The following is a 17,681-nucleotide window of genomic DNA, read 5'->3' as shown; positions in this document are numbered from 1 at the left end:
TCCAGCCCACATGTTGAATCACATTCCTCCAAAAAGGGGAATCCCTTTCGATTCTATCCGGTCGGATAACGCTCTAGGCCGATCCGCCAACACTCCCAGCCGCTCGCCTCTCTCTCATCCCCAAAGGGGAGAGGCGGGCGGTCTTTTTATTCCGAACCTCCAGGTCCGGATTGATCGGGGAGATCAGCCGATCAGCGCCGAGAGTCCTTTACGGACCCTTTTGCCCGATCCGGTGATCCTTCAGCGGAACATCTCCGCCATGCTTTTGCCGATAATCTTGCTGGACAGGAACACCAGCAGCAAGGTCGCCACGATGGCGATCGATCCTATTGCCGAGGCGTCCAGCAGTTCGTCGGCGATGATGTACTCATAGATGGCGATGGACATCGTCTTCCACTTCGCCGAATAGAGCAGGATGGTCACGCTCATTTCGCTGATCAGCGTGGCGAATACCAGAATGCCCCCAGCGATAATCCCGGGAGAGACCAGGGGCACGGTGATCTTGCGGAAGGTCCATCCCCAGGTCGCGCCGCAAATGGCCGAGGCTTCTTCCAGCTTGTTGTCGACCTGACCGACCGCCGCGGTCACCGTTCGGAATATGTAAGCGATCCGGCGAACGAAATAGGCAAGAACAAGGATGGCACTGGTTCCACTAAGGACGATCAGGCCACTGTTGAAGGTGGTGATGTAGGCGACCCCCGTTACGATGCCGGGCAGCACGAAGGGCAGCATGATGGTCAGATCCAATGCCCACTTCCCGACAAATCGCCGACGTACCGACGTATAGGCTGCCAGGGTGCCGAAGACGACGCATAGCGCGGTGGCGACCCCCGCGAGGACCATGCTGTTGATGAACGGCGCCTGGACGTCCGAGATGACGCGCAGGTAGTTGGCGATTCCCCATTGCGTCGGGAACAGCGTTCCAGCCCATTTTTCGGCAAACGACGAATAGAGCACCATCAGATGGGGGAGAAGCGCCACGAACAGCAACCCCCAACAATAGGCGTTGGCGAAGATCATGGCACCCAGCCCCGTCATCTGCGCCGATCGGCGCGTGCCGCCGGTGACTGTGACGTGGCCGCGTCCCTTGTTCACCCGAGTCAGGACCAGGATGGCGCCCAGCGTCAGGATGACGTTGACCATGGCGATCGCCGAGGCGCCGTTCAGGTTGAAATAGCCATGCACCTGAAAATAGATCATCGTTGGCAGGACGTAGTATTCGCCGCCCAGAATGGCCGGAACGCCGAAATTTCCAAGCGCCTTGATGAAGACGATGATCGAGCCCGCGGCAATCGATGGCAGCACCAGCGGGAAGGTAATCGTCCGCAAGACCCGCCAGCGGTTGGCGCCCATCACGAACGCACATTCCTCGATATAGGGATCGGAGGCCGCCAGCGCGCCCTGAACGATCAGCAGGACATAGGGAAAATAGCTCAGCGAAAGGGCCAGAATGATGCCGAACGCCCCATAGATGGATGGCAACTCGACCCCGAACCAGGACTGGATGTAGTGGGTGACGATGCCGCTTTTGCCGAGAAGGATGACCCATGAGTAGGCACCGATGAACGGCGGCGAAATCAGGGGAATCACCGACAGCGAAAGAAGGACGTTGCGAAACGGCATCGAGATGCGGCTGATCGCGAACGCCGCCGGCAAGGCAAGCAGGGTGGCAAAAACCGTCGCTGCCAGCGCTACCACCAACGAATGGAAGAAGGCGCGCTGGTAACTTGGGCTGGAGAAGAATTTCTCGAAGTTGAGCAATGTGAAATTGGCAAGATCCAAGGAATCGCCACTTTTCACGAAGCTTGAAAGGACGGACTTTCCGATCGGGTAGAGCAGGAAGGCGACAAGCACGAACAGAGTCATGGCGCCGACAAAATAGGGCAGCCAATCGAGCTTTTTCTCCAGCGCTCCTCCGGAACCTGTGGCGGCGGCCGTCATTGATCAACTCCGCCATGAAAGAGAATGGCTTCGGCTGCGGGAATGGTGATCGATGCCTCGCAACCTTCCCCAATTCCGGGAATGAGGCGCGGCGAGTCGACGAAAACCTCGCGCCGGGAGTCGCGACATTCGAGCATGTAGCGGGTGTAATTGCCGAGAAACAGGATCCTCCGCACCGTGCAGGATGCGCCACCGCTGTTGGCCTGGCCGAGACCCAGGCACTCGGGGCGGGCCATCACCACCGCGTCGAATCCGGCCTCGATTGTCGCGGCTTCCTCCCGGGGGATCTGGGTCGATGCTGCCACTTCGACCTCCAGGCCCGTCGTCAATAAAACGCGCGCGCCCGAACCGTTGCGGTTGACCACGCGGGCGGGAAAGAAGTTGGCTTGCCCGATGAAGTCCGACACGAACAGCGAACGGGGTTTGGCATAAACCTCGTGGGGTGGCCCGACCTGGATGAGTCGACCAAGATTGAAGACGGCCAGACGGTCGGAAACCGACATCGCCTCTTCCTGGTCGTGCGTGACATAAATCGACATGATCCCGAGGTCTTTCTGGATACGGCGGATTTCTTCGCGCATCTGGACACGAAGCTTGGCATCCAGGTTGGCCAGGGGTTCGTCCAGCAACAGCATGCCGGGGTCGTAGACCAGCGCGCGGGCGATGGAAACCCGCTGTTGCTGCCCGCCGGACAGATCGGGCGGACGGCGGTGGGCCAGCACATCCAGTCCCAGGAGTTCGAGGATGCGCCCTACGCGTTCCTTGATCTCGGCCTCCGGAACCTTGCGGATACGCAAGCCGTAGGCGGTATTCTCGAAAACTGTCAGGTGGGGAAACAGGGCATACGATTGGAAGACCATGCCGATATTGCGCTGGAACGTCGAGAACTTGGTGAAATCCTGATCGTCGAACAGCACGCGCCCCGAGGTAATCGTCTCAAGCCCGGCCACCATGCGAAGGGTTGTCGTTTTGCCGCACCCCGATGGGCCAAGCATAGTGAAGAATTCATCACCCTGAATGGTGAGGTTGACCGCCTCGACCGCCGTGACTGGACCTTGGTCCGTATCGAAAACCTTGGTCAAGTCCCGGATCTGGAGAATATGGGATGTCACTCTGCACTCCTTTCCACGGGGCATAAGGCGCGCCGCAGGATCAGGACGGTACGGTCGTCGGTGAAAAGACCGTTGGCGGATCCCTTGGTGCTGGCATAGTCGCCGGTTTTTTCGGGGTCGACGGCCTCGATCCTGGCGAGATGCTCTTCCCAATCGGCAATGCGCGTTCCATTCGGGTAGCCGAAATAACCGTCGGTAAAAAGCTCGATGGTCTCGACGTCGTCGATGTTCCGATCGAACTGCATGATGAATTCGTGTGGAATGGGAAAACCGTTGATGCAGGGTGAGCCGAGCGGATGAATACGGTTGACGTAGAGGTTCTGCTCCCTCAACCCGCCGAGCACGGCCCTTTCGATAATGGCGTGGTCAAGCTCGCGCTGGATTCGCGCCGCATCCGCGACAGCCTTCTGTCGCAATTCCGGGAGGATTCCTTCGTCGATCCAGTCCGTCCATCGCGGAAGGACGGCGGCCAGACCCTCGACCGTATAGGCACGGGCGATTTCGTTCTTGAGCGCAGCGGGCACCCCCCGGGCGCCCAGGTGGTTCCATACCGCCTTGCGGACCGCCGCGCAGATGTCGTCCAACGGCTGGCGAAAACGGTAAACCTCGCGGCCGTTGAGCCGCAGCCCGGAGTCCCCGATGATGATGAAGCGAAACGTCGTCCGCCCCTCCAGGGCCAGCGCGAGCTGGGCCCCGAACCAGGCGGCCGGCGGCGCCTTGGATGTTCCGGAAGTGCGCATTTCATCGAGAAGAGTGCGAAAGCGGTCCTGCAGGCGGGCGGACAGCCAGTCGGCTTCAATGGTTTCGGGACGTTCGATACGGCAGACCTCGCGGATGATCTCCTCGACCGCTTGGCCGGCCGCTTGGCCGCCGGTCAGGCCTTTGTAGCGCAAACCGGTCTTGTCGCTGACCCCGTCGATAACAGCATAGGCGCGGCCCGGAACGACGACATATCGATCCTCGTTCCGGGCCGCATCGTTCGGATTCTTCGCCAGCGTGAAAGCTTCTAGATGCATTGGTATGGCTTTCGCGGTCGTCTGGACGTCACTTGCTACTGAAGATTTTGTCGAACTTGGCCAGGGCAGCGTCACGGCCGTCGGCCGCCTTCTTCGCATCGTAGGCGAAGGTCGGGACATCAGCCGTAGCCATCTGACCGACCGGCGCCACGACGTCCTTGCGCACGGACCGGCGTTTCTCGGTCTTCACCATGATTTCATGCCCTTCGCGTGAGTTCGCGAAATCGGCGAACAGCTTGGCATTTGCCGGGTTGGGGCCACCCTTGATCAGGGCGTTGGCGTCGAAACGCAGGCCAGTCCCTTCGCTCGGATAGACGCAATCCACCGGGTAGCCCTTCTCGCGCATCTCGACAACGTTGTAATCGCCCGTGATGCCGATGGCATTTTCGCCCTTGGCGACGTTCTGATAGACCAGCTTTGAGGATGTCACGAAGGTGGTGTTCTCGATGATCTTGTCGATGATGTCCCAGCCGTGCAGTTGAAGCATTTGGGCAAGCTGCGCATAGGCCGATCCCGACAGCGCCGGGTTGGCCATGATGATCTTGCCTTTGAATTCCGGCTTGGCGAGATCGGCCCAGCTTTTCGGACCGCCCGGTTCGGGCAACAGCTTGCGGTTCACCATCAGGGCCTGCAAGGGCATCGAGAACCCATAGTACTCATGGCCCTTGGCGACGACCGCGCGGTCGAAATGGCTGTCTTCCTTGGTCGTGTATGGCGCGAAAAGTTCGATCGCGGAATCGAAGGCCTCGACGCTGGCACCCAACAGCACGTCGCCTTGCGGATTGGCCTTTTCACTCGTGATCCGGGTGAATAACTCGCCGACGCCGGCATTGATCGCCTCCACCGCGATGCCGGGGTGCTTCTGTTTGAAGGCGTCGATTATCCTGTCCGCCGTTTTCGGGTTGGTCGCGTTGTAGACCACAACCTTGCCATCGGCGAACGCACCGCTGGCGCCGCCAAGCACCAGGGCGCCGGCAACCAGGGCCAATGCGGACAGCTTCTTCATCATATCCTCCTTCTGCCTCCATCTGTCGTATCGGTGACCGTTCGTACGAGCCGGGGCCACTTAGGGGACCTTCGACGGGCTGTACGACAGCCGAAACAAGCGGGATAGTCTGCGAGATTCCAACCGCTCGGGGCGAAGTCTTTCATCGCCAATATATAAAATCAAATAACGATACTGCTGTGCTATATAATTTGGATTTATAGGACGAAAGTGCATTGGCATGAAAGCACAAGGCGGAGGAGGCGATGAAGCTTCGCGAGATGGAAATTTTCCGGGCCATCATGTTGGGGGGCTCGGTCAGCGAGGCGGCACGCATTCTCAACGTCTCGCAACCGGCAGTCAGCACGGCCTTGCGTCATATGGAGGATCGCCTGGGGATGCGCCTCTTCCGTCGGGAAAAGGGGCGCATCCTGCCTACCCCGGAAACGCTCAAGCTTTATGCCGAGGTCGAGGGGGTGTTCGAAAAACTCGATGCGGTTCAACGGTTCGCCGAGGATCTTCGGGACACCCGTTCGGGGGTTCTGTCGCTGGCCAGCACCCCGACGCTGACCTATGCCTTCCTGGCCGAGGCGATTGCGCGCTTCCGATGCGAACGTCCCGCGGTTCGCGTGCTGCTGGAGGTCACCCACACGCAACGAACGGTTGAACTGGCCGCCGCCGGACAGATCGATCTCGGCTTCATTCACGCGCCTTCCGAGAATCCCCTTTTGCGGGTGGAGAAACTGGCGACGTCGGCGATCATCTGCGTTCTGCCCCAGGACCATCCGCTTGCCGACCGGCCGTTCCTGGGAGCGAAGGACATCTGTCGTTTTCCCCTGATCACCAACAACCGGAACACCATTGCGCCCAGGATCGACGAGGCGTTTCGGGCCTGTGGAGTCGAGCGGGATTTTGCCATCGCCTGCAATCACACGATGACGGTTTTCATGCTGGTCGAAGCCGGTGCCGGAATCGCCCTCGTCGACCCATGGATTCGCGAGGGGCAGTTTCCGACCCTGTTGCGCAAGCCGTTTCGGCCGACCATCGAGGTCTGCCCGCGCGCTCTATCGCAGCGTTCAACCCCGCTTACGCGCCTTGCCGAAGAATTTCTGCAAACGGTGAGGGACAAGATTGGAACGGACTCGATTTCCGCTGCTTCGGAGCCGGAGTAAAGCTCTCCGTTGCTTCCGGACGGCAATTTGTTCCTTCTAACTCACTTTTTTAGAATCGCTCTAAGGTTGCGAATGATAATCATTCTTATTGCCTTGGGGTTGCGTCGGTGATATCCAATGAGAACATTGTGGATATCGACGGAGACGGATTTTTAGGTCGCGTCCCACGGCGCGCCCTTCACCCTTAACGGCACGCGGACAGACTTGAATCAACGGCGCGGGCGGCGGAATGCCCTCGGCGCCGCAGGGATTTCTGCGTCTTGAAGAAAGCCATGCTGCGCCGCCTCGGCCAATCGCTCGCCCTGCTGGTCCTGCTGTCGATGTTCAGCTTCGCGCTGATGCACGTCATGCCGGGCGATTTCGCCGAACTCCTGCTCATCGAGCGGATGGGCGGCGACCTTCCCGCCCGCGACGTCCTGGCCCGCTTCAAGGCGGAGCAGGGGTTCAACGACCCCGTCGCACGGCAATACCTGCGCTGGCTGGGCGGCATCCTGCAAGGCGAGCCGGGGGTATCGTTTCAGTCCGGAGACGGCGTGTGGGCCGAAATCGGCCTCCGGGTCGAGAACACGCTGATCCTGGCGGCGGCCAGCATCGGCGTTTCACTGGTCCTCGCGGTACCCATCGGCGTCGTCGCGGCGGCCCGCCAGGGCTCCGCGTGGGACCGGCTTTCCATGCTGCTTGCCGTCATGGGCATGGCGATTCCCAATTTCTGGTACTCGCTCATCATGGTCATGGTGTTCTCGCTCTTCCTGGGCTGGCTGCCGGTTTCGGGGTACGGGCATTGGACCCATATCGTGCTGCCGGCCCTGGTCATCGGCACCTCGACGGCCGGCGTCACCGCCCGCTTCATCCGCAGCTGCGTTCTCGACGTGCTGTCCCGGGATTTCATCCGCACGGCCCACTCCAAGGGCCTGGGCGAGATCAGGGTCCTGTTCGGCCACGCGCTTCCCAACGCCCTGGTGCCGGTCGTCACCCTGCTCGGCCTGCAGATCGGCAAGATGTTCGACGGCGTGGTGGTGGTCGAAACCATCTTCGCCTGGCCGGGGATCGGCCGCCTGCTGGTCGAATCCATTTTCGGCCGCGACTTTCCGGTTCTCCAACTGTGCGTGCTGGTGGTCGGCGCCGTCTACATCGCGGTCAACCTGGCGGTCGACCTGCTGGTCATGGCCATCGACCCGCGCATCCGGGGGGCGCTGTGATGCGCGCCCACCCCGCCCTCGCTCGTGCCCACAGCGCCGACGCCCGCCGGTGGGGGCGGGGGACCGGCCTTGGCGCCCTGGCGCTGGTGCTTGCCCTGGTCACCGTCGGTCCGCTTCTCGCGCCCCACGATCCCTCGGCGATCGACCTCGCGAACCGCCTGCTGGGCCCCACTCTCGACCATCCCCTCGGCACCGATCACATGGGGCGCTGCGTGCTGAGCCGCCTGATCTATGGCTTCCGGGTGACGCCGCTGGCCGCCTTCGTCGTCGTCGCCCTGGCCGCCATCGCGGGAACCGCCGTCGGCCTGGTGTCGGGCTACGCCGGGGGACTGCCCGACAGCCTGATCATGCGGGTGGTGGAGGGGTTCTTCGTCTTTCCGGCCATTGCCGTGGCCCTGGTGCTGGCCGCCGTGCTCGGCCTCGGCATGGGGGCGACGGTGGTGGCGCTGGCCGCCGTCCACTGGGCCGAATATGCCCGGGTGGTGCGCAACCTGACGCTGGCCGAGAAGGCCAAGCCTTACGAACTGGCGGCGCGGGCCGCCGGGATTTCGCCGCTGCGCATCCTGTTCCGCCACCTTTTGCCCGGCATGGTTCACCCCATCGCCGTGCTGGCGACCTTCTCGCTGTCGTGGGCCATCCTGTCCTTCTCGGGATTGAGCTTCTTAGGCCTCGGCGCCGAGCCGGGCACCCCGGAATGGGGCCTGATGATCGCCGAGGGGCGCGCCTTCATGCGCGACCATCCCCGCCTGATCCTGGTTCCCGGCCTGACCATCGTGGCCATCGTCGTCCTCTTCAACGTGCTGGGCGATTCGCTCCGCGACCGCATGCAATGAGGCCGCGGACGATGCCGCAACCCCGTCTTTCCCTAAACGAACGACCACGGAGACATCCTATGACCAAGAAAGCCCTTCATGTCGCCCTGATGGCCGCCACGCTGGCCGCCCTGACGGCGGGATCGCCGCCGGCCCACGCCATCGAAAAGCCGGACAAGGACACCCTTGTCGTCGCCACCATGTGGGAATGCCTGCCGTTCTCCATGGAGGCCCGGCGCAGCCGCTTCTTCAACGAAAGCGAGATCCTGGATACCCTGGTCAAGCTCGACTACGGCATGAACCTGGTGCCCGGCCTGGCCACCGCCTGGCAACGCCACGGCCCCACCGAATGGACGTTCACCCTGCGCCAGGGCGTCACGTTCCATGACGGCCAGCCGCTGGACGCCGAGGCGGTCAAGTTTTCGCTCGAACGGGTGGCGGCGTTGCTGCCCTACGCCGGCAGTCTGCTCGATCTGGCCGAGGTCACGGTGACGGCGCCCGACGCCGTGAAGATCCGCACCAACCAGCCGTACGCGGCCCTGCCCAATCAGCTGACCGATGCCATCACCGGCATCTACGCGCGCTCGTCCTTCGACGCCGAGGGCAAGTTCGTCAAGCCGGTCGGCACCGGCCCTTTCCGATACGCCAGCTACACCAAGCAGGACCGCACGGTGGTCGAGCGCTTCGACGGCTATTGGGGCAAGGCGCCCAGCCTCAAGCGGGTGGTCTATCGCTATGTGCCCGACCACAGCGCCCGCGTGCTGTCGCTGGAAACCGGCGAGATCGATCTGGCGGTCGACATCCCGCCGGCCGACGTCAAGCGTCTTTCGGCCGCCGGATCGGGATTTCAGGTCTACCGCGAGCCCTCGGCCGGCCTTTACTACATGGTGCTGAACACCGCCGAGGGCCGGCCCTTCGCCGACGTCAGGGCGCGCCGGGCGGTCAACGCCCTGATCGACCGCCAGGCCATCGTCGAGCATGCGCTGGACGGCGTCGGCAAACCGGCCTGGCAGTTCTTCGCCCCCGGTTTCGATTGGGTGCCGGCCGGCCTGCCCGCCTATGCGCTCGATCCGGCGGCCGCCGCGTCCACCCTGGCTGCGGCCGGCTTCAGCAAAGAGGGCGGGGCGTGGACGAAGGACGGCAAGCCCTTCGCCGTCGAGATCCTCAGCTATTCGTCGCGTACCGAGATGCCCCTCATCACCGAGGCCGTGTCGGGCCTGCTGAAGGCGGCGGGCCTTGAGACCTCGACCAAGATGTTCACCTGGCCCGGCATGCTGAGCCTGGTGCAGAAGGGCCAGTACGACGCCTACGTGGTGTTCTGGACGCCCGAAATGACCGCCCACCCCGATCTTCACCTGCTGCCGCATTTCCACTCGGCGCACGGCATGGACTACAACGGCTATCGCAACGCCGAGTTGGACGAACTGCTGATCCGCGGGCGCGGCCTGAACGCCGGGCCGGAACGCCAGGCGACCTATGGCAAGGCACTGACCCTCATCCACGAGGACGCGCCGATCGTGCCGCTGGTCCACAAGATCTACGCCGCGGCGGCCAACGCGTCGGTCAAGGGGTTCCGCGTCCACCCCTCGGGCTTTTTCTACGACTTCAAGTCGGTCCGCAAGGACTGAGGCGGGGAGGGCCGCCATGCTGCGCATTTGCCATCAAGGCTCCGAGCTGGTCATCGGCCACGACGACCTGCTCAAGTACACCGGCCGCAAGAACATCATCGCCGCCGCGCTTTCCTATCGGGTTCTCAAGTGGATGCTGCCGACCCTGTCGCCCGACCGGCCGCCGGAGCGCCAGCTCCTGCGATTCCGGCTGGGGTTCGCCGGTCCGGGCCTCATCGACTGTTTCGAGATGGCGACCCGGGCGCAGTCGGACGGCAGGCTTACGGTCGACCCGGATGGCGCCCCGCCCGAGGCGCCGCCGGCCCCCGGGGGGCGGTTCTATTTCGAGGGCTTCTATCGCGAACGCGGCTGCTCGGCCTTTCCGCTGCCGGACTTCTTCCCGCCCGACTTCGTGCAGCTGGTCTGTCTTTACCAGGAAGGCGGCGGCACGCGGAGCGAACAGGGGGCCTACCTGGCCATGAAGGAGGACGTGGCGGCCACCATCCTGATGACGGCGGACAACCACCTGTTCAGCCGCTGGGTCTGGAAACGGAACGAACACGACGCCGCGGCATGCGCCCCGGCCACGAGATGAAAGGAAGCGTCAAATGAAGAACCTGCTCAAGGTGATGGACCGCGAGGACGTGCTGCTGATCGACTACGAGGACATGGTGAAATACCACGGGCGGATGAACATCGGCGGCGTCGCCCTGGCCTACAAGGTGCTGGAATACGCCTTTTCCAGGCTGTCCCCCCACACCCCGCCGCGCCGCGAGATGACCGAGATCTTCACCGCCTTCCCCGGCAGCGGGGTGATCGACGGCTTCGAGATGGTGACGCGCGCCGTCACCCAGGGGCGGTTTCAACTCGACGAGGCCTACGACGAGCCGCGGGCGCTGGCCGGCACCTCGGGCCGCTTCTATTTCCGCGTCACCTATGCCGGCACCCCGCTGGCGCTGGCCCCCAAGGCCGGGCTGGTTCCCGAGGCCTTCCTGGCCATGGGCCGCAAGATCAAGGCCGGCCAGGCGACGGCCGAGGACAAGGGCCGTTTCCAGGAGATGAAGGAATCGCTGGCCGCCGCCCTCATGGGCCTGAAGGCCGGGGAGGTCTTCGACGAACTGTGAGGCGGCTCAAGCCGTGGCGGCGACCAGGGCTTCCATGAAGCGGTAGGGATTGGCCATCAGGCGGTCCTTCCACGCCCCCAGGCGCGTCCGCTTCTGGATGAGGCCGCGCAGCGCGCCCAGGTTCTCGGTGCGGCCCACCGAGTTGACGCCGATCAGCCGGTCGCCGTCGAACTTGAGGTCCATGTAGCGGAAACGGGCGGCGTCGAGATGGACCGCCGCCTCGCCGCCCGCGACGCCCTGCCAGTGGCCGAACGACGAGGAGATGAGACCTAGGGTGTCCAGCACGTTCATGCCCAGGCTGCCACGATAGGCGACCGTATGCCCGGCCATGTTCAGCGCGGCGACGCGGCCGTGCTCGGTGGCGGTCGGCTGGATGGCGTGCACCGAGCGGGTGCGGGTCGAAAAGTCCGGCCCCTGGGCGACGTCGCCGGCGGCGAAGATGCCCTCGACGCTGGTCCTCAGGTATTCGTCGACCGCGATGCCTTCCTCGACGGCGACCCCGGCGGCGGCGGCGAATTCCGAATTGGGCCGGACGCCCGAGGCCACCACCACCAGGTCGGCCTTCAGCGCCTGGCCGTCGGCCAGCAGCACCGTCGGCCCGGCCTCGATGGCGGCCACCCGCTGGCCGGTCAGCACGGAAACCCCGCGCTCGCGGCACCAGCGCATGATCAGATCGCCGGCCGTCTCGTCCATCATGCTGCGCACCATGCGCCCGGAACTGCCGGCCACCACGGTGAGCTTCATGCCGCGTTGGGCGAGGGCCTGCATGATGATGCAGGCGACGAAACCGGCGCCGATCAGCACCACCTCGGCCCCGGCGGTGGCCCGGGCGGCGATGCGCCGGGCGTCGTCGAGCGTCCAGCAGGAGTGCACGCCGGGGGTGTCGAGGCCCGCCACCGGCAGCATGGCCGGGCGCGAGCCGGTGGCCAGCAGAAGGCGGTCATAGGCGAGGTCGGCGCCGCCGGCCAGGCGGATGCGGCCGTCGGCGGCCGAAATCGCCTCGACCCGGTCGTTGAGATAGCGGATGCCGAGGCGGGCGTAATGGTCGCCCGCATGGCGGAAATGGGTGCCTTCCTCGGCGATGTCGCCGGCCAGGAAATAGGGAATGGCCATCCGGCAATAGGGGGGGCCGGCCTCGCCGCCGATCAGCGTGATGTCGGCCGTCGGCTCGACCCTGCGCAAGGTTTCCGCCGCCGTGACGCCGGCCGGTCCGCCACCGATCAGTACATAGCGCATGAATCCCTCCCTAGAGGTAGGACTGCGTCATTTCCCCTCTCCGCCCTTCGGGGGGGGGAGAGGGAGGGGCCCGCGCCTTGAGGCGTGGGAGGGAGAGGTGGGGCTCGCGGCCAGAGGGCCCGGAGAGTCCCCCACCTCGCCCAACCCTCTCCGCCCCCGGGGGCGGAGAGGGCTTCAGTGATCGACGCCCGGCGTCCTTCCCCTAGAGCGCCAGCCGTTGCAGCGTTTCGTTGGTCGGCACGCCGTCCACCGTCCATCCCCGCAACGCATAGTATTCGGGCAGCATCTTGCCCAGTTCGGCGACCATGCCCTTGGCCGGGCCGCTTTTCGCGGCATCCTTGAGGCAGCGCTCGGGCAGCGTGTCGTCGGCCCTGGTCAGCCCGGCCTTCAGGTTGAAGGTGCGCTCCAGCGTCCACACCCTTTCCCCCACCTCGCGCATCCTTTCCGCCGTCCAGCCGCCGTCGCAGGCGGCGTCCAGCTGCGAGGCCAGGTCGTCCAGCGTCCATACGTTGGTAGCGAAGAAGCAGATGCCGGCCGAATCGATGGCCGCCACCTCGTCCTGGCTGGCCTTGACCACGTTGGCCTTGTTGTCGGTGGTGATGCGCGCGAAGTCGTCCGACCACGGCTTGGCCTGCATGTGGCAGGCGCCGCGGTTCGAGGTGGCGTAGGCCAGGCCCATGCCCTGCATGCCGCGCGGATCGTAGCCGGGAAACTCCTGGCCCTTGACCACCATGGCGAATTCGGGATGGCCGTACTTCTCGCACATCCGCTTGGCGCCGAGCCCGATGTCCTTGCCGAACCCTTCGCCGCGGGCGGTCAGTTCGGCCAGCGCCACCAGCGCCTCGGCCGAGCCGAAGGGCAGGGCCAGGCCGCCGGTTTCCTTTTCGGTAATGGCGCCGGTCTCGTAAAGCTCCATGGCGGCGGCGACCGTGACGCCGAACGAGATGGGGTCCATCCCGTCTTCGTTGCAGACGTAGTTGGCATAGGTCAGCGCCTCGAGGTCGGCAACGCCGGCCATCGGCCCGAAGGCGAAGGCCGCCTCGTATTCCAGGCCGCCCTGGGCGCCCAGGTACCTGGGCTTGCCCTGCACCGAGAAATGGCTGGGATCGATCTTCGACACCCGGCCGCAGGCGATGGAGCAGGCGAAACACCCCTTGTTGCCGATCAGGTTGGGCTTGCCGTCGGAAAGGCGCACCCGCGTCATGGTGGCGACGTTGACCTTGTCCACCCCGTCGAACTGCACCTCGCGGCAGTTGCGGGTGGGCAGCACGCCGTGGCGGTCGGCGGTGTCCATCATCGCCATGGTGCCGTGGCGGGCGAACGACTTGCGCACCGGCGACGGGTCGAGCTTGGCCCGCGCCCTGGCCACGGCCTGGATGAAGGCCTTGGGGTCGCGCACCCGAACGCCGACGGTGCCGCGCACCGCCACCGCCTTCAGGTTCTTCGAGCCCATGACCGCGCCGACCCCGGAACGGCCGGCGGCGCGGTCCAGGTCGTTCATCACGCAGGCGTACATGACGCCGGCCTCGCCGGCCCGGCCGATGGAGGCGATCTTGAGCATGGGATCGCCGTGCCGCTCGCGGATGGCCGGCTCGACCTCCCACACCGTGCGGCCCCACAGGCCGTCGGCGGGCAGCAGCTCGGCCCGCTCATCCTCGATATGCAGGTAGACCGGGCGCGGCGCCTTGCCCTCGAAGATGACCATGTCCCAGCCGGCCATCTTGAGCTCGGCCCCGAAATAGCCGCCCGAGTTGGAATCGGCAATGGCGTCGGTCAGCGGCCCCTTGGTGACCACCGACCAGCGGCCGCCGGTGGAAACCGCGGTGCCGGTCAGGGGACCGGTGGCGAAGATCATCTTGTTGTCGGGGCTTAGGGGATCGACCTTGGGGCTGACCTCCTCGGCCAGGTATTTGCTGCCCAGGCCGCGCTGGCCCAGGTATTTGCGCGCCCACTCCATGTTGAGCGGCTCGGCCACGCAGGTTCCGGCGGTGAGATCGACCCGAAGGATTTTTCCTTGCCAGGACATGAGGCTTATCTCCCCGATCTCAGGCGTGGGCCTGGGCGGTGCCGGAATCGGTCTTGCCGGCCCAGCGGCGCATCTTGTCGTAACCCGTCCAGTCGGCATCGACATAGGCGATGGCCCCGGTCGGGCACATCGCCGCGCAGGCCGGCTCGCCGCCGCACAGGTCGCACTTGATGACCTTGCCGGTCGAGTGGTTGTAGTTCACGGTGCCGAAGGGGCAGGCGATGGTGCACACCTTACACCCGACGCACAGGTCGCCCGACACCACCTTGGCGCCGGTGGCGGGGTCGACCGAAATGGCATCGACCGGGCAGGCGCTCATGCACCACGCCTCGGCGCACTGGGTGCAGGTGTAGGGGACATAGCGTCCCTGGTCGTGGAAGGCGAAGACCTTGATGCGCGACTTGGCGGGGTTGAAAACCTCCTCGTTCTCGAACGAGCAGGCCAGTTCGCACAACAGGCAGTTGGTGCACTTCCCCGGATCGATATGCAGCGACTTGAGCATCGGCCACCTCTCCACAACCGGACCCTTCCTGTTTAGAACCATTCCGGCCGCCCGGCAAGCCGGCGCGGTAGGCTCGTCATCCTTTGTCACCCGTTGTCATCATTTGTCGTCATTTTTGCCGCCCGTCGGCCGGTTTCCGCGTGGCAGACACCCCGCTCAGGACTAGAAATATATTTGCGGAATATATGCCTATAACAGAGCAAAAGTCAACATGAGGGCCCGGAGCCATCCGGACACCGCACCGATGGCCGGGAGGCACCAGGCGAAGCTCAGTTCTGATACAACGGACTTGGTTGGGGCCGTGAAGGGACGGTCCGGCTTCGGGTGCAAAACGGGGAAGGTGGACGCGGCCGGTGGTTACGGCTTCGGCAGTGAATGACCCAGAGCGGAAAAAAGATGCCCCGCCTATTCGGCCACCCAATCGTCATAGTTCGGCTGAAGAATAAATTTCCAAAGGGGCAAGACCTCGCTCTTGTAATCTGTCGATACCAGTGGAGCAAACCACCCCGGCTGCAGCGGTGCATGGACCTGGATGACCTGACGTTTATCAACCGTCATCTCAGCATAGTATTTCGCGAACATTCTGCTGAGCGTTCCGATTGTTTCGAAGCCCTCGTTTTGACGGGCGACGGGGTCCCAGCGGTACTCGATGGCTTTTACCCTATCGTCTGCTAGCTCAGCCTCCGGTCCGCTTTCATTCCATTGACCATGCTGCATAAAAATCCAGGTTATCTCGCGCTCTGTAGGGTTCAGAATTTCGTCGTCACCGCAGAACATCTCTACGCCGCCAATCGTAAAATTGGTCGTGCCGTCTGGAGCCAATGAACTAGGCTTCTCAGGATCAGCAAGCAGTCGAAAACGTAGAGGCGGCCTTGTGCCTATAGTCCGGTCTCCCAGGTCCCCCATCTCGTTCGCCTTCATCGAATTCAACATATTGAGTGTGAGATCACCATTCGCATCGACTAGCTTCGCTGGCGTGACGAGCGTCCACGTTGCCCATCTTGCCCAGAAGACAGCAAGCTTGAGTTCTCCCCCAGTAGCTGCCGCGTACGCTTCCTGCCTTTCCCGATAGGCACGGGTCATCAGTCGCCTTTCCTGATGACCCGGGTCGTCGAGGTAGACGTTTTTCACCTCAATCAGCCATTGCCTGCCGTCTTTCAGCACAACGCGGAAATCTGGCACTCCGAAATCATCTGCCGGATACACACGTCCGACATCCTCAGGCTTTAAAAGCGCATAGTCACCCAGGCTCACGAGCAACGCCTCAAACATTGCCTCGGCCCACTGGCCGTACACCAGAGCTGGATCGGCCAACGCGCGTTCGACTGCTGCCTCCACATGGGCGACAAACTCTGGTGTTGCGTTCGGATTGCGGAGAGATACTTTCTGCTGAGCACCAAATCTCGCAAACTCTGCGAACAAATCGAATGGTTTAGACACCGTTCCCTCCTATCCCCGCGATTTTAGGCGACATAGCTGGGCGAGCTTCTTTTAGTCGATACGACCAAGTATACTTACTCGCATCGGTACTCGGGGCTATTTTGGCCCTTGCAAGGCATCATGGTTAGTGAATGGCTAGTTGGGCGCCCGATACAGTTGGGCAACTTCTTTCCGTGCTGCGAACCCTCCCACTATGGCTAATGAGCGGCCTCGCCGTATCCGCGTACGCCGTGCTGTTCCTACCCACATTCGGCGGAGCAGACCTGACCAACTTTCGAACTACTTGGGGAGCATGGGCGTGGGTTTCTGCAATCACTTTTACCATTCTCGTCTTAGCTCGCTCGGTTGATCTAGCAGTTGCTACAACACGCGAACGAAGGAATGGTACAGGTGCTAAGCCCCTGCGATTCACGCTGCTTGACCACCGCTGCTGGTGGCACCTCGCTCGACAACGAGACGACAGCTTTATTTCCCAGCTTTCCTTTGAAATAACCACGGCAAATGTCACTGATCGCCCCGTCCTTATCGTCGGTGTTTCGCTCCGCTGGCCCAAGAAAAAGGGAAAGATCGTCCACGCGGATGTCATGCTACCGAGCCACGAGAACGCTTACTACAGTAGTAAGCATCCCGTTCTGGCCCACTCTGTAGCGCCGGCATCGGTGCATATTATGTTCCGCGGCATTCTTGGGCGACAGGGTAGACCTCTACGAGCTACGCTCGTCTTGAAGGACCATCTCGGCCATGAGTACCGCCTGAAACGTATCGCAGTGCCGACATCTGATGCCTTGCCTCCACGAATCTCTTGGGAGCGTCGCATCAAAAGCCTTTTGTCGCAGATGCGGCCTTTCGCAAAACCCGCAACCACCGACGTGCTGTCCGCGCCGCCGGAGTGGGCTCACGGTGGTACAAATGAACGTATCGATATTGTCTTAGATGAGGAACGGCGAAGTTACGCTGCGCGTGGCCGCGTACGGGGAGGCCTCGGTAGTCTAAATATCGGGCTTCAGAGCGAGCCCAACGGTGGATGGACGACGGAGGGCGAGATACCGAAGCTACTCTGGGACCAAGGCCAATCCAAGCAGTTGGAGTCGCGGACTCTTAAGGCTCTGTTGAAGATGCATGGATCAATGGCCAGTGCTGAGAAAACCAGATTGGAGAACTATCTTATTAGCCATCTCGACAAACGATCTTGTTATGCCGACATAGGGTACTTCCTTTTTTTGGCCTTACACCGAATGGGGCGCACTATCGATGCGTTACGCGCCGCCCGAAGCAATTTGTCTGGCGACAAGGTGTTCGGTTACAGCAACGTACTCGGAGCATTGGCCGCGTTGATTTCACACGAATATTTCCAGATGCACCCAGATCTTCTCGCTGAGATGGCGACGGTGTTGGGCACCGATGCCGATAGCGAATTTAGATTGGCTCAGAAAATAAACCTTGCGCGGCTTCGCGCGGTTGAATTGGAAGCCACAGGGCTGCCGAATTCGCCTGAGTCAGTAAGTTAAA

15 protein-coding genes are annotated in these 17,681 nt (G+C 63.0%); 7 read left to right on the top strand and 8 right to left on the bottom strand.

Annotated elements, in window-relative coordinates; translation table 11 throughout:
• Positions 1 to 240: 240 nt before the first annotated feature.
• From ODR01_RS06685 to ODR01_RS06670, 4 genes are read right to left on the bottom strand one after another with little or no spacing between them, the layout of a single operon-like run.
• The gene (locus ODR01_RS06685) at positions 241 to 1,941 is read right to left on the bottom strand and encodes an ABC transporter permease (RefSeq protein WP_316976832.1); all 1,701 of its coding nucleotides are present in this window, start codon (positions 1,939 to 1,941) and stop codon (positions 241 to 243) included.
• Positions 1,938 to 3,053, bottom strand: coding sequence for an ABC transporter ATP-binding protein (locus tag ODR01_RS06680; protein WP_316976831.1), 1,116 nt, complete (start codon positions 3,051 to 3,053; stop codon positions 1,938 to 1,940). Before ODR01_RS06680 ends, ODR01_RS06685 begins: the two co-directional genes overlap by 4 nt.
• A complete protein-coding gene (locus ODR01_RS06675; RefSeq protein ID WP_316976830.1) occupies positions 3,050 to 4,144 on the bottom strand; it encodes a hypothetical protein in 1,095 nt (364 codons plus the stop codon). Before ODR01_RS06675 ends, ODR01_RS06680 begins: the two co-directional genes overlap by 4 nt.
• Entirely contained in the window at positions 4,098 to 5,078 is a 981-nt protein-coding gene (locus ODR01_RS06670; RefSeq protein WP_316976829.1) for an extracellular solute-binding protein, read from the bottom strand. Before ODR01_RS06670 ends, ODR01_RS06675 begins: the two co-directional genes overlap by 47 nt.
• Positions 5,079 to 5,320: 242 nt before the next feature.
• Between ODR01_RS06670 and ODR01_RS06665 the strand changes: the two genes are divergently transcribed.
• The 6 genes from ODR01_RS06665 to ODR01_RS06640 all read left to right on the top strand — a co-directional run bounded on the left by ODR01_RS06665 (position 5,321) and on the right by ODR01_RS06640 (position 10,968).
• Positions 5,321 to 6,226 (top strand): LysR family transcriptional regulator, encoded by a 906-nt coding sequence (locus ODR01_RS06665; RefSeq protein ID WP_316976828.1) that lies wholly within the window; start codon positions 5,321 to 5,323, stop codon positions 6,224 to 6,226.
• Between the two features lie 260 nt (positions 6,227 to 6,486).
• The gene (locus ODR01_RS06660) at positions 6,487 to 7,425 is read left to right on the top strand and encodes an ABC transporter permease (RefSeq protein WP_316976827.1); all 939 of its coding nucleotides are present in this window, start codon (positions 6,487 to 6,489) and stop codon (positions 7,423 to 7,425) included.
• Positions 7,425 to 8,258 (top strand): ABC transporter permease, encoded by an 834-nt coding sequence (locus ODR01_RS06655; protein ID WP_316976826.1) that lies wholly within the window; start codon positions 7,425 to 7,427, stop codon positions 8,256 to 8,258. The genes ODR01_RS06660 and ODR01_RS06655 overlap by 1 nt, the downstream gene beginning before the upstream one ends.
• Positions 8,259 to 8,317: 59 nt before the next feature.
• The gene (locus tag ODR01_RS06650; RefSeq protein WP_316976825.1) at positions 8,318 to 9,865 is read left to right on the top strand and encodes an ABC transporter substrate-binding protein; all 1,548 of its coding nucleotides are present in this window, start codon (positions 8,318 to 8,320) and stop codon (positions 9,863 to 9,865) included.
• 16 nt (positions 9,866 to 9,881) lie between these two features.
• The gene (locus ODR01_RS06645; RefSeq protein ID WP_316976824.1) at positions 9,882 to 10,439 is read left to right on the top strand and encodes a hypothetical protein; all 558 of its coding nucleotides are present in this window, start codon (positions 9,882 to 9,884) and stop codon (positions 10,437 to 10,439) included.
• A 13-nt stretch (positions 10,440 to 10,452) separates the two neighbouring features.
• A complete protein-coding gene (locus ODR01_RS06640) occupies positions 10,453 to 10,968 on the top strand; it encodes a hypothetical protein (RefSeq protein WP_316976823.1) in 516 nt (171 codons plus the stop codon).
• A 6-nt stretch (positions 10,969 to 10,974) separates the two neighbouring features.
• Here ODR01_RS06640 and ODR01_RS06635 read toward each other — a convergent pair whose 3' ends face one another.
• The 4 genes from ODR01_RS06635 to ODR01_RS06620 form a co-directional block, all read right to left on the bottom strand.
• Positions 10,975 to 12,204, bottom strand: coding sequence for an NAD(P)/FAD-dependent oxidoreductase (locus ODR01_RS06635; RefSeq protein WP_316976822.1), 1,230 nt, complete (start codon positions 12,202 to 12,204; stop codon positions 10,975 to 10,977).
• 202 nt (positions 12,205 to 12,406) lie between these two features.
• Complete coding sequence (locus tag ODR01_RS06630) at positions 12,407 to 14,230, bottom strand: aldehyde ferredoxin oxidoreductase family protein (protein WP_316976821.1); 1,824 nt, start codon at positions 14,228 to 14,230, stop codon at positions 12,407 to 12,409.
• Positions 14,231 to 14,249: 19 nt separating this feature from the next.
• On the bottom strand, positions 14,250 to 14,732 hold the full coding sequence (locus tag ODR01_RS06625; protein WP_316976820.1) for a 4Fe-4S dicluster domain-containing protein: 483 nt from the start codon (positions 14,730 to 14,732) through the stop codon (positions 14,250 to 14,252).
• Positions 14,733 to 15,137: 405 nt separating this feature from the next.
• Positions 15,138 to 16,172, bottom strand: coding sequence for a hypothetical protein (locus tag ODR01_RS06620; protein WP_316976819.1), 1,035 nt, complete (start codon positions 16,170 to 16,172; stop codon positions 15,138 to 15,140).
• A gap of 230 nt (positions 16,173 to 16,402) precedes the next feature.
• Here ODR01_RS06620 and ODR01_RS06615 point away from each other — a divergent pair, with 230 nt between their 5' ends.
• A complete protein-coding gene (locus tag ODR01_RS06615) occupies positions 16,403 to 17,680 on the top strand; it encodes a hypothetical protein (protein WP_316976818.1) in 1,278 nt (425 codons plus the stop codon).
• Position 17,681 lies beyond the last annotated feature (1 nt).

It is taken from the genome of Shumkonia mesophila (assembly GCF_026163695.1).
Classification (GTDB): domain Bacteria; phylum Pseudomonadota; class Alphaproteobacteria; order Rhodospirillales; family Shumkoniaceae; genus Shumkonia; species Shumkonia mesophila.
Note: the sequence above shows the minus strand (reverse complement) of the source record. Positions and strands in the feature narration are given on the sequence as shown.

Excerpts from the sequence above, each read along its gene's own strand:
- ODR01_RS06685 (WP_316976832.1), bottom strand. The coding sequence starts at position 1,941 with ATGACGGCCGCCGCCACAGGTTCCGGAGGAGCGCTGGAGAAAAAGCTC.
- ODR01_RS06670 (WP_316976829.1), bottom strand. The coding sequence starts at position 5,078 with ATGATGAAGAAGCTGTCCGCATTGGCCCTGGTTGCCGGCGCCCTGGTG.
- ODR01_RS06665 (WP_316976828.1), top strand. The coding sequence starts at position 5,321 with ATGAAGCTTCGCGAGATGGAAATTTTCCGGGCCATCATGTTGGGGGGC.
- ODR01_RS06655 (WP_316976826.1), top strand. The coding sequence starts at position 7,425 with ATGCGCGCCCACCCCGCCCTCGCTCGTGCCCACAGCGCCGACGCCCGC.
- ODR01_RS06650 (WP_316976825.1), top strand. The coding sequence starts at position 8,318 with ATGACCAAGAAAGCCCTTCATGTCGCCCTGATGGCCGCCACGCTGGCC.
- ODR01_RS06645 (WP_316976824.1), top strand. The coding sequence starts at position 9,882 with ATGCTGCGCATTTGCCATCAAGGCTCCGAGCTGGTCATCGGCCACGAC.
- ODR01_RS06640 (WP_316976823.1), top strand. The coding sequence starts at position 10,453 with ATGAAGAACCTGCTCAAGGTGATGGACCGCGAGGACGTGCTGCTGATC.
- ODR01_RS06635 (WP_316976822.1), bottom strand. The coding sequence starts at position 12,204 with ATGCGCTATGTACTGATCGGTGGCGGACCGGCCGGCGTCACGGCGGCG.
- ODR01_RS06630 (WP_316976821.1), bottom strand. The coding sequence starts at position 14,230 with ATGTCCTGGCAAGGAAAAATCCTTCGGGTCGATCTCACCGCCGGAACC.
- ODR01_RS06625 (WP_316976820.1), bottom strand. The coding sequence starts at position 14,732 with ATGCTCAAGTCGCTGCATATCGATCCGGGGAAGTGCACCAACTGCCTG.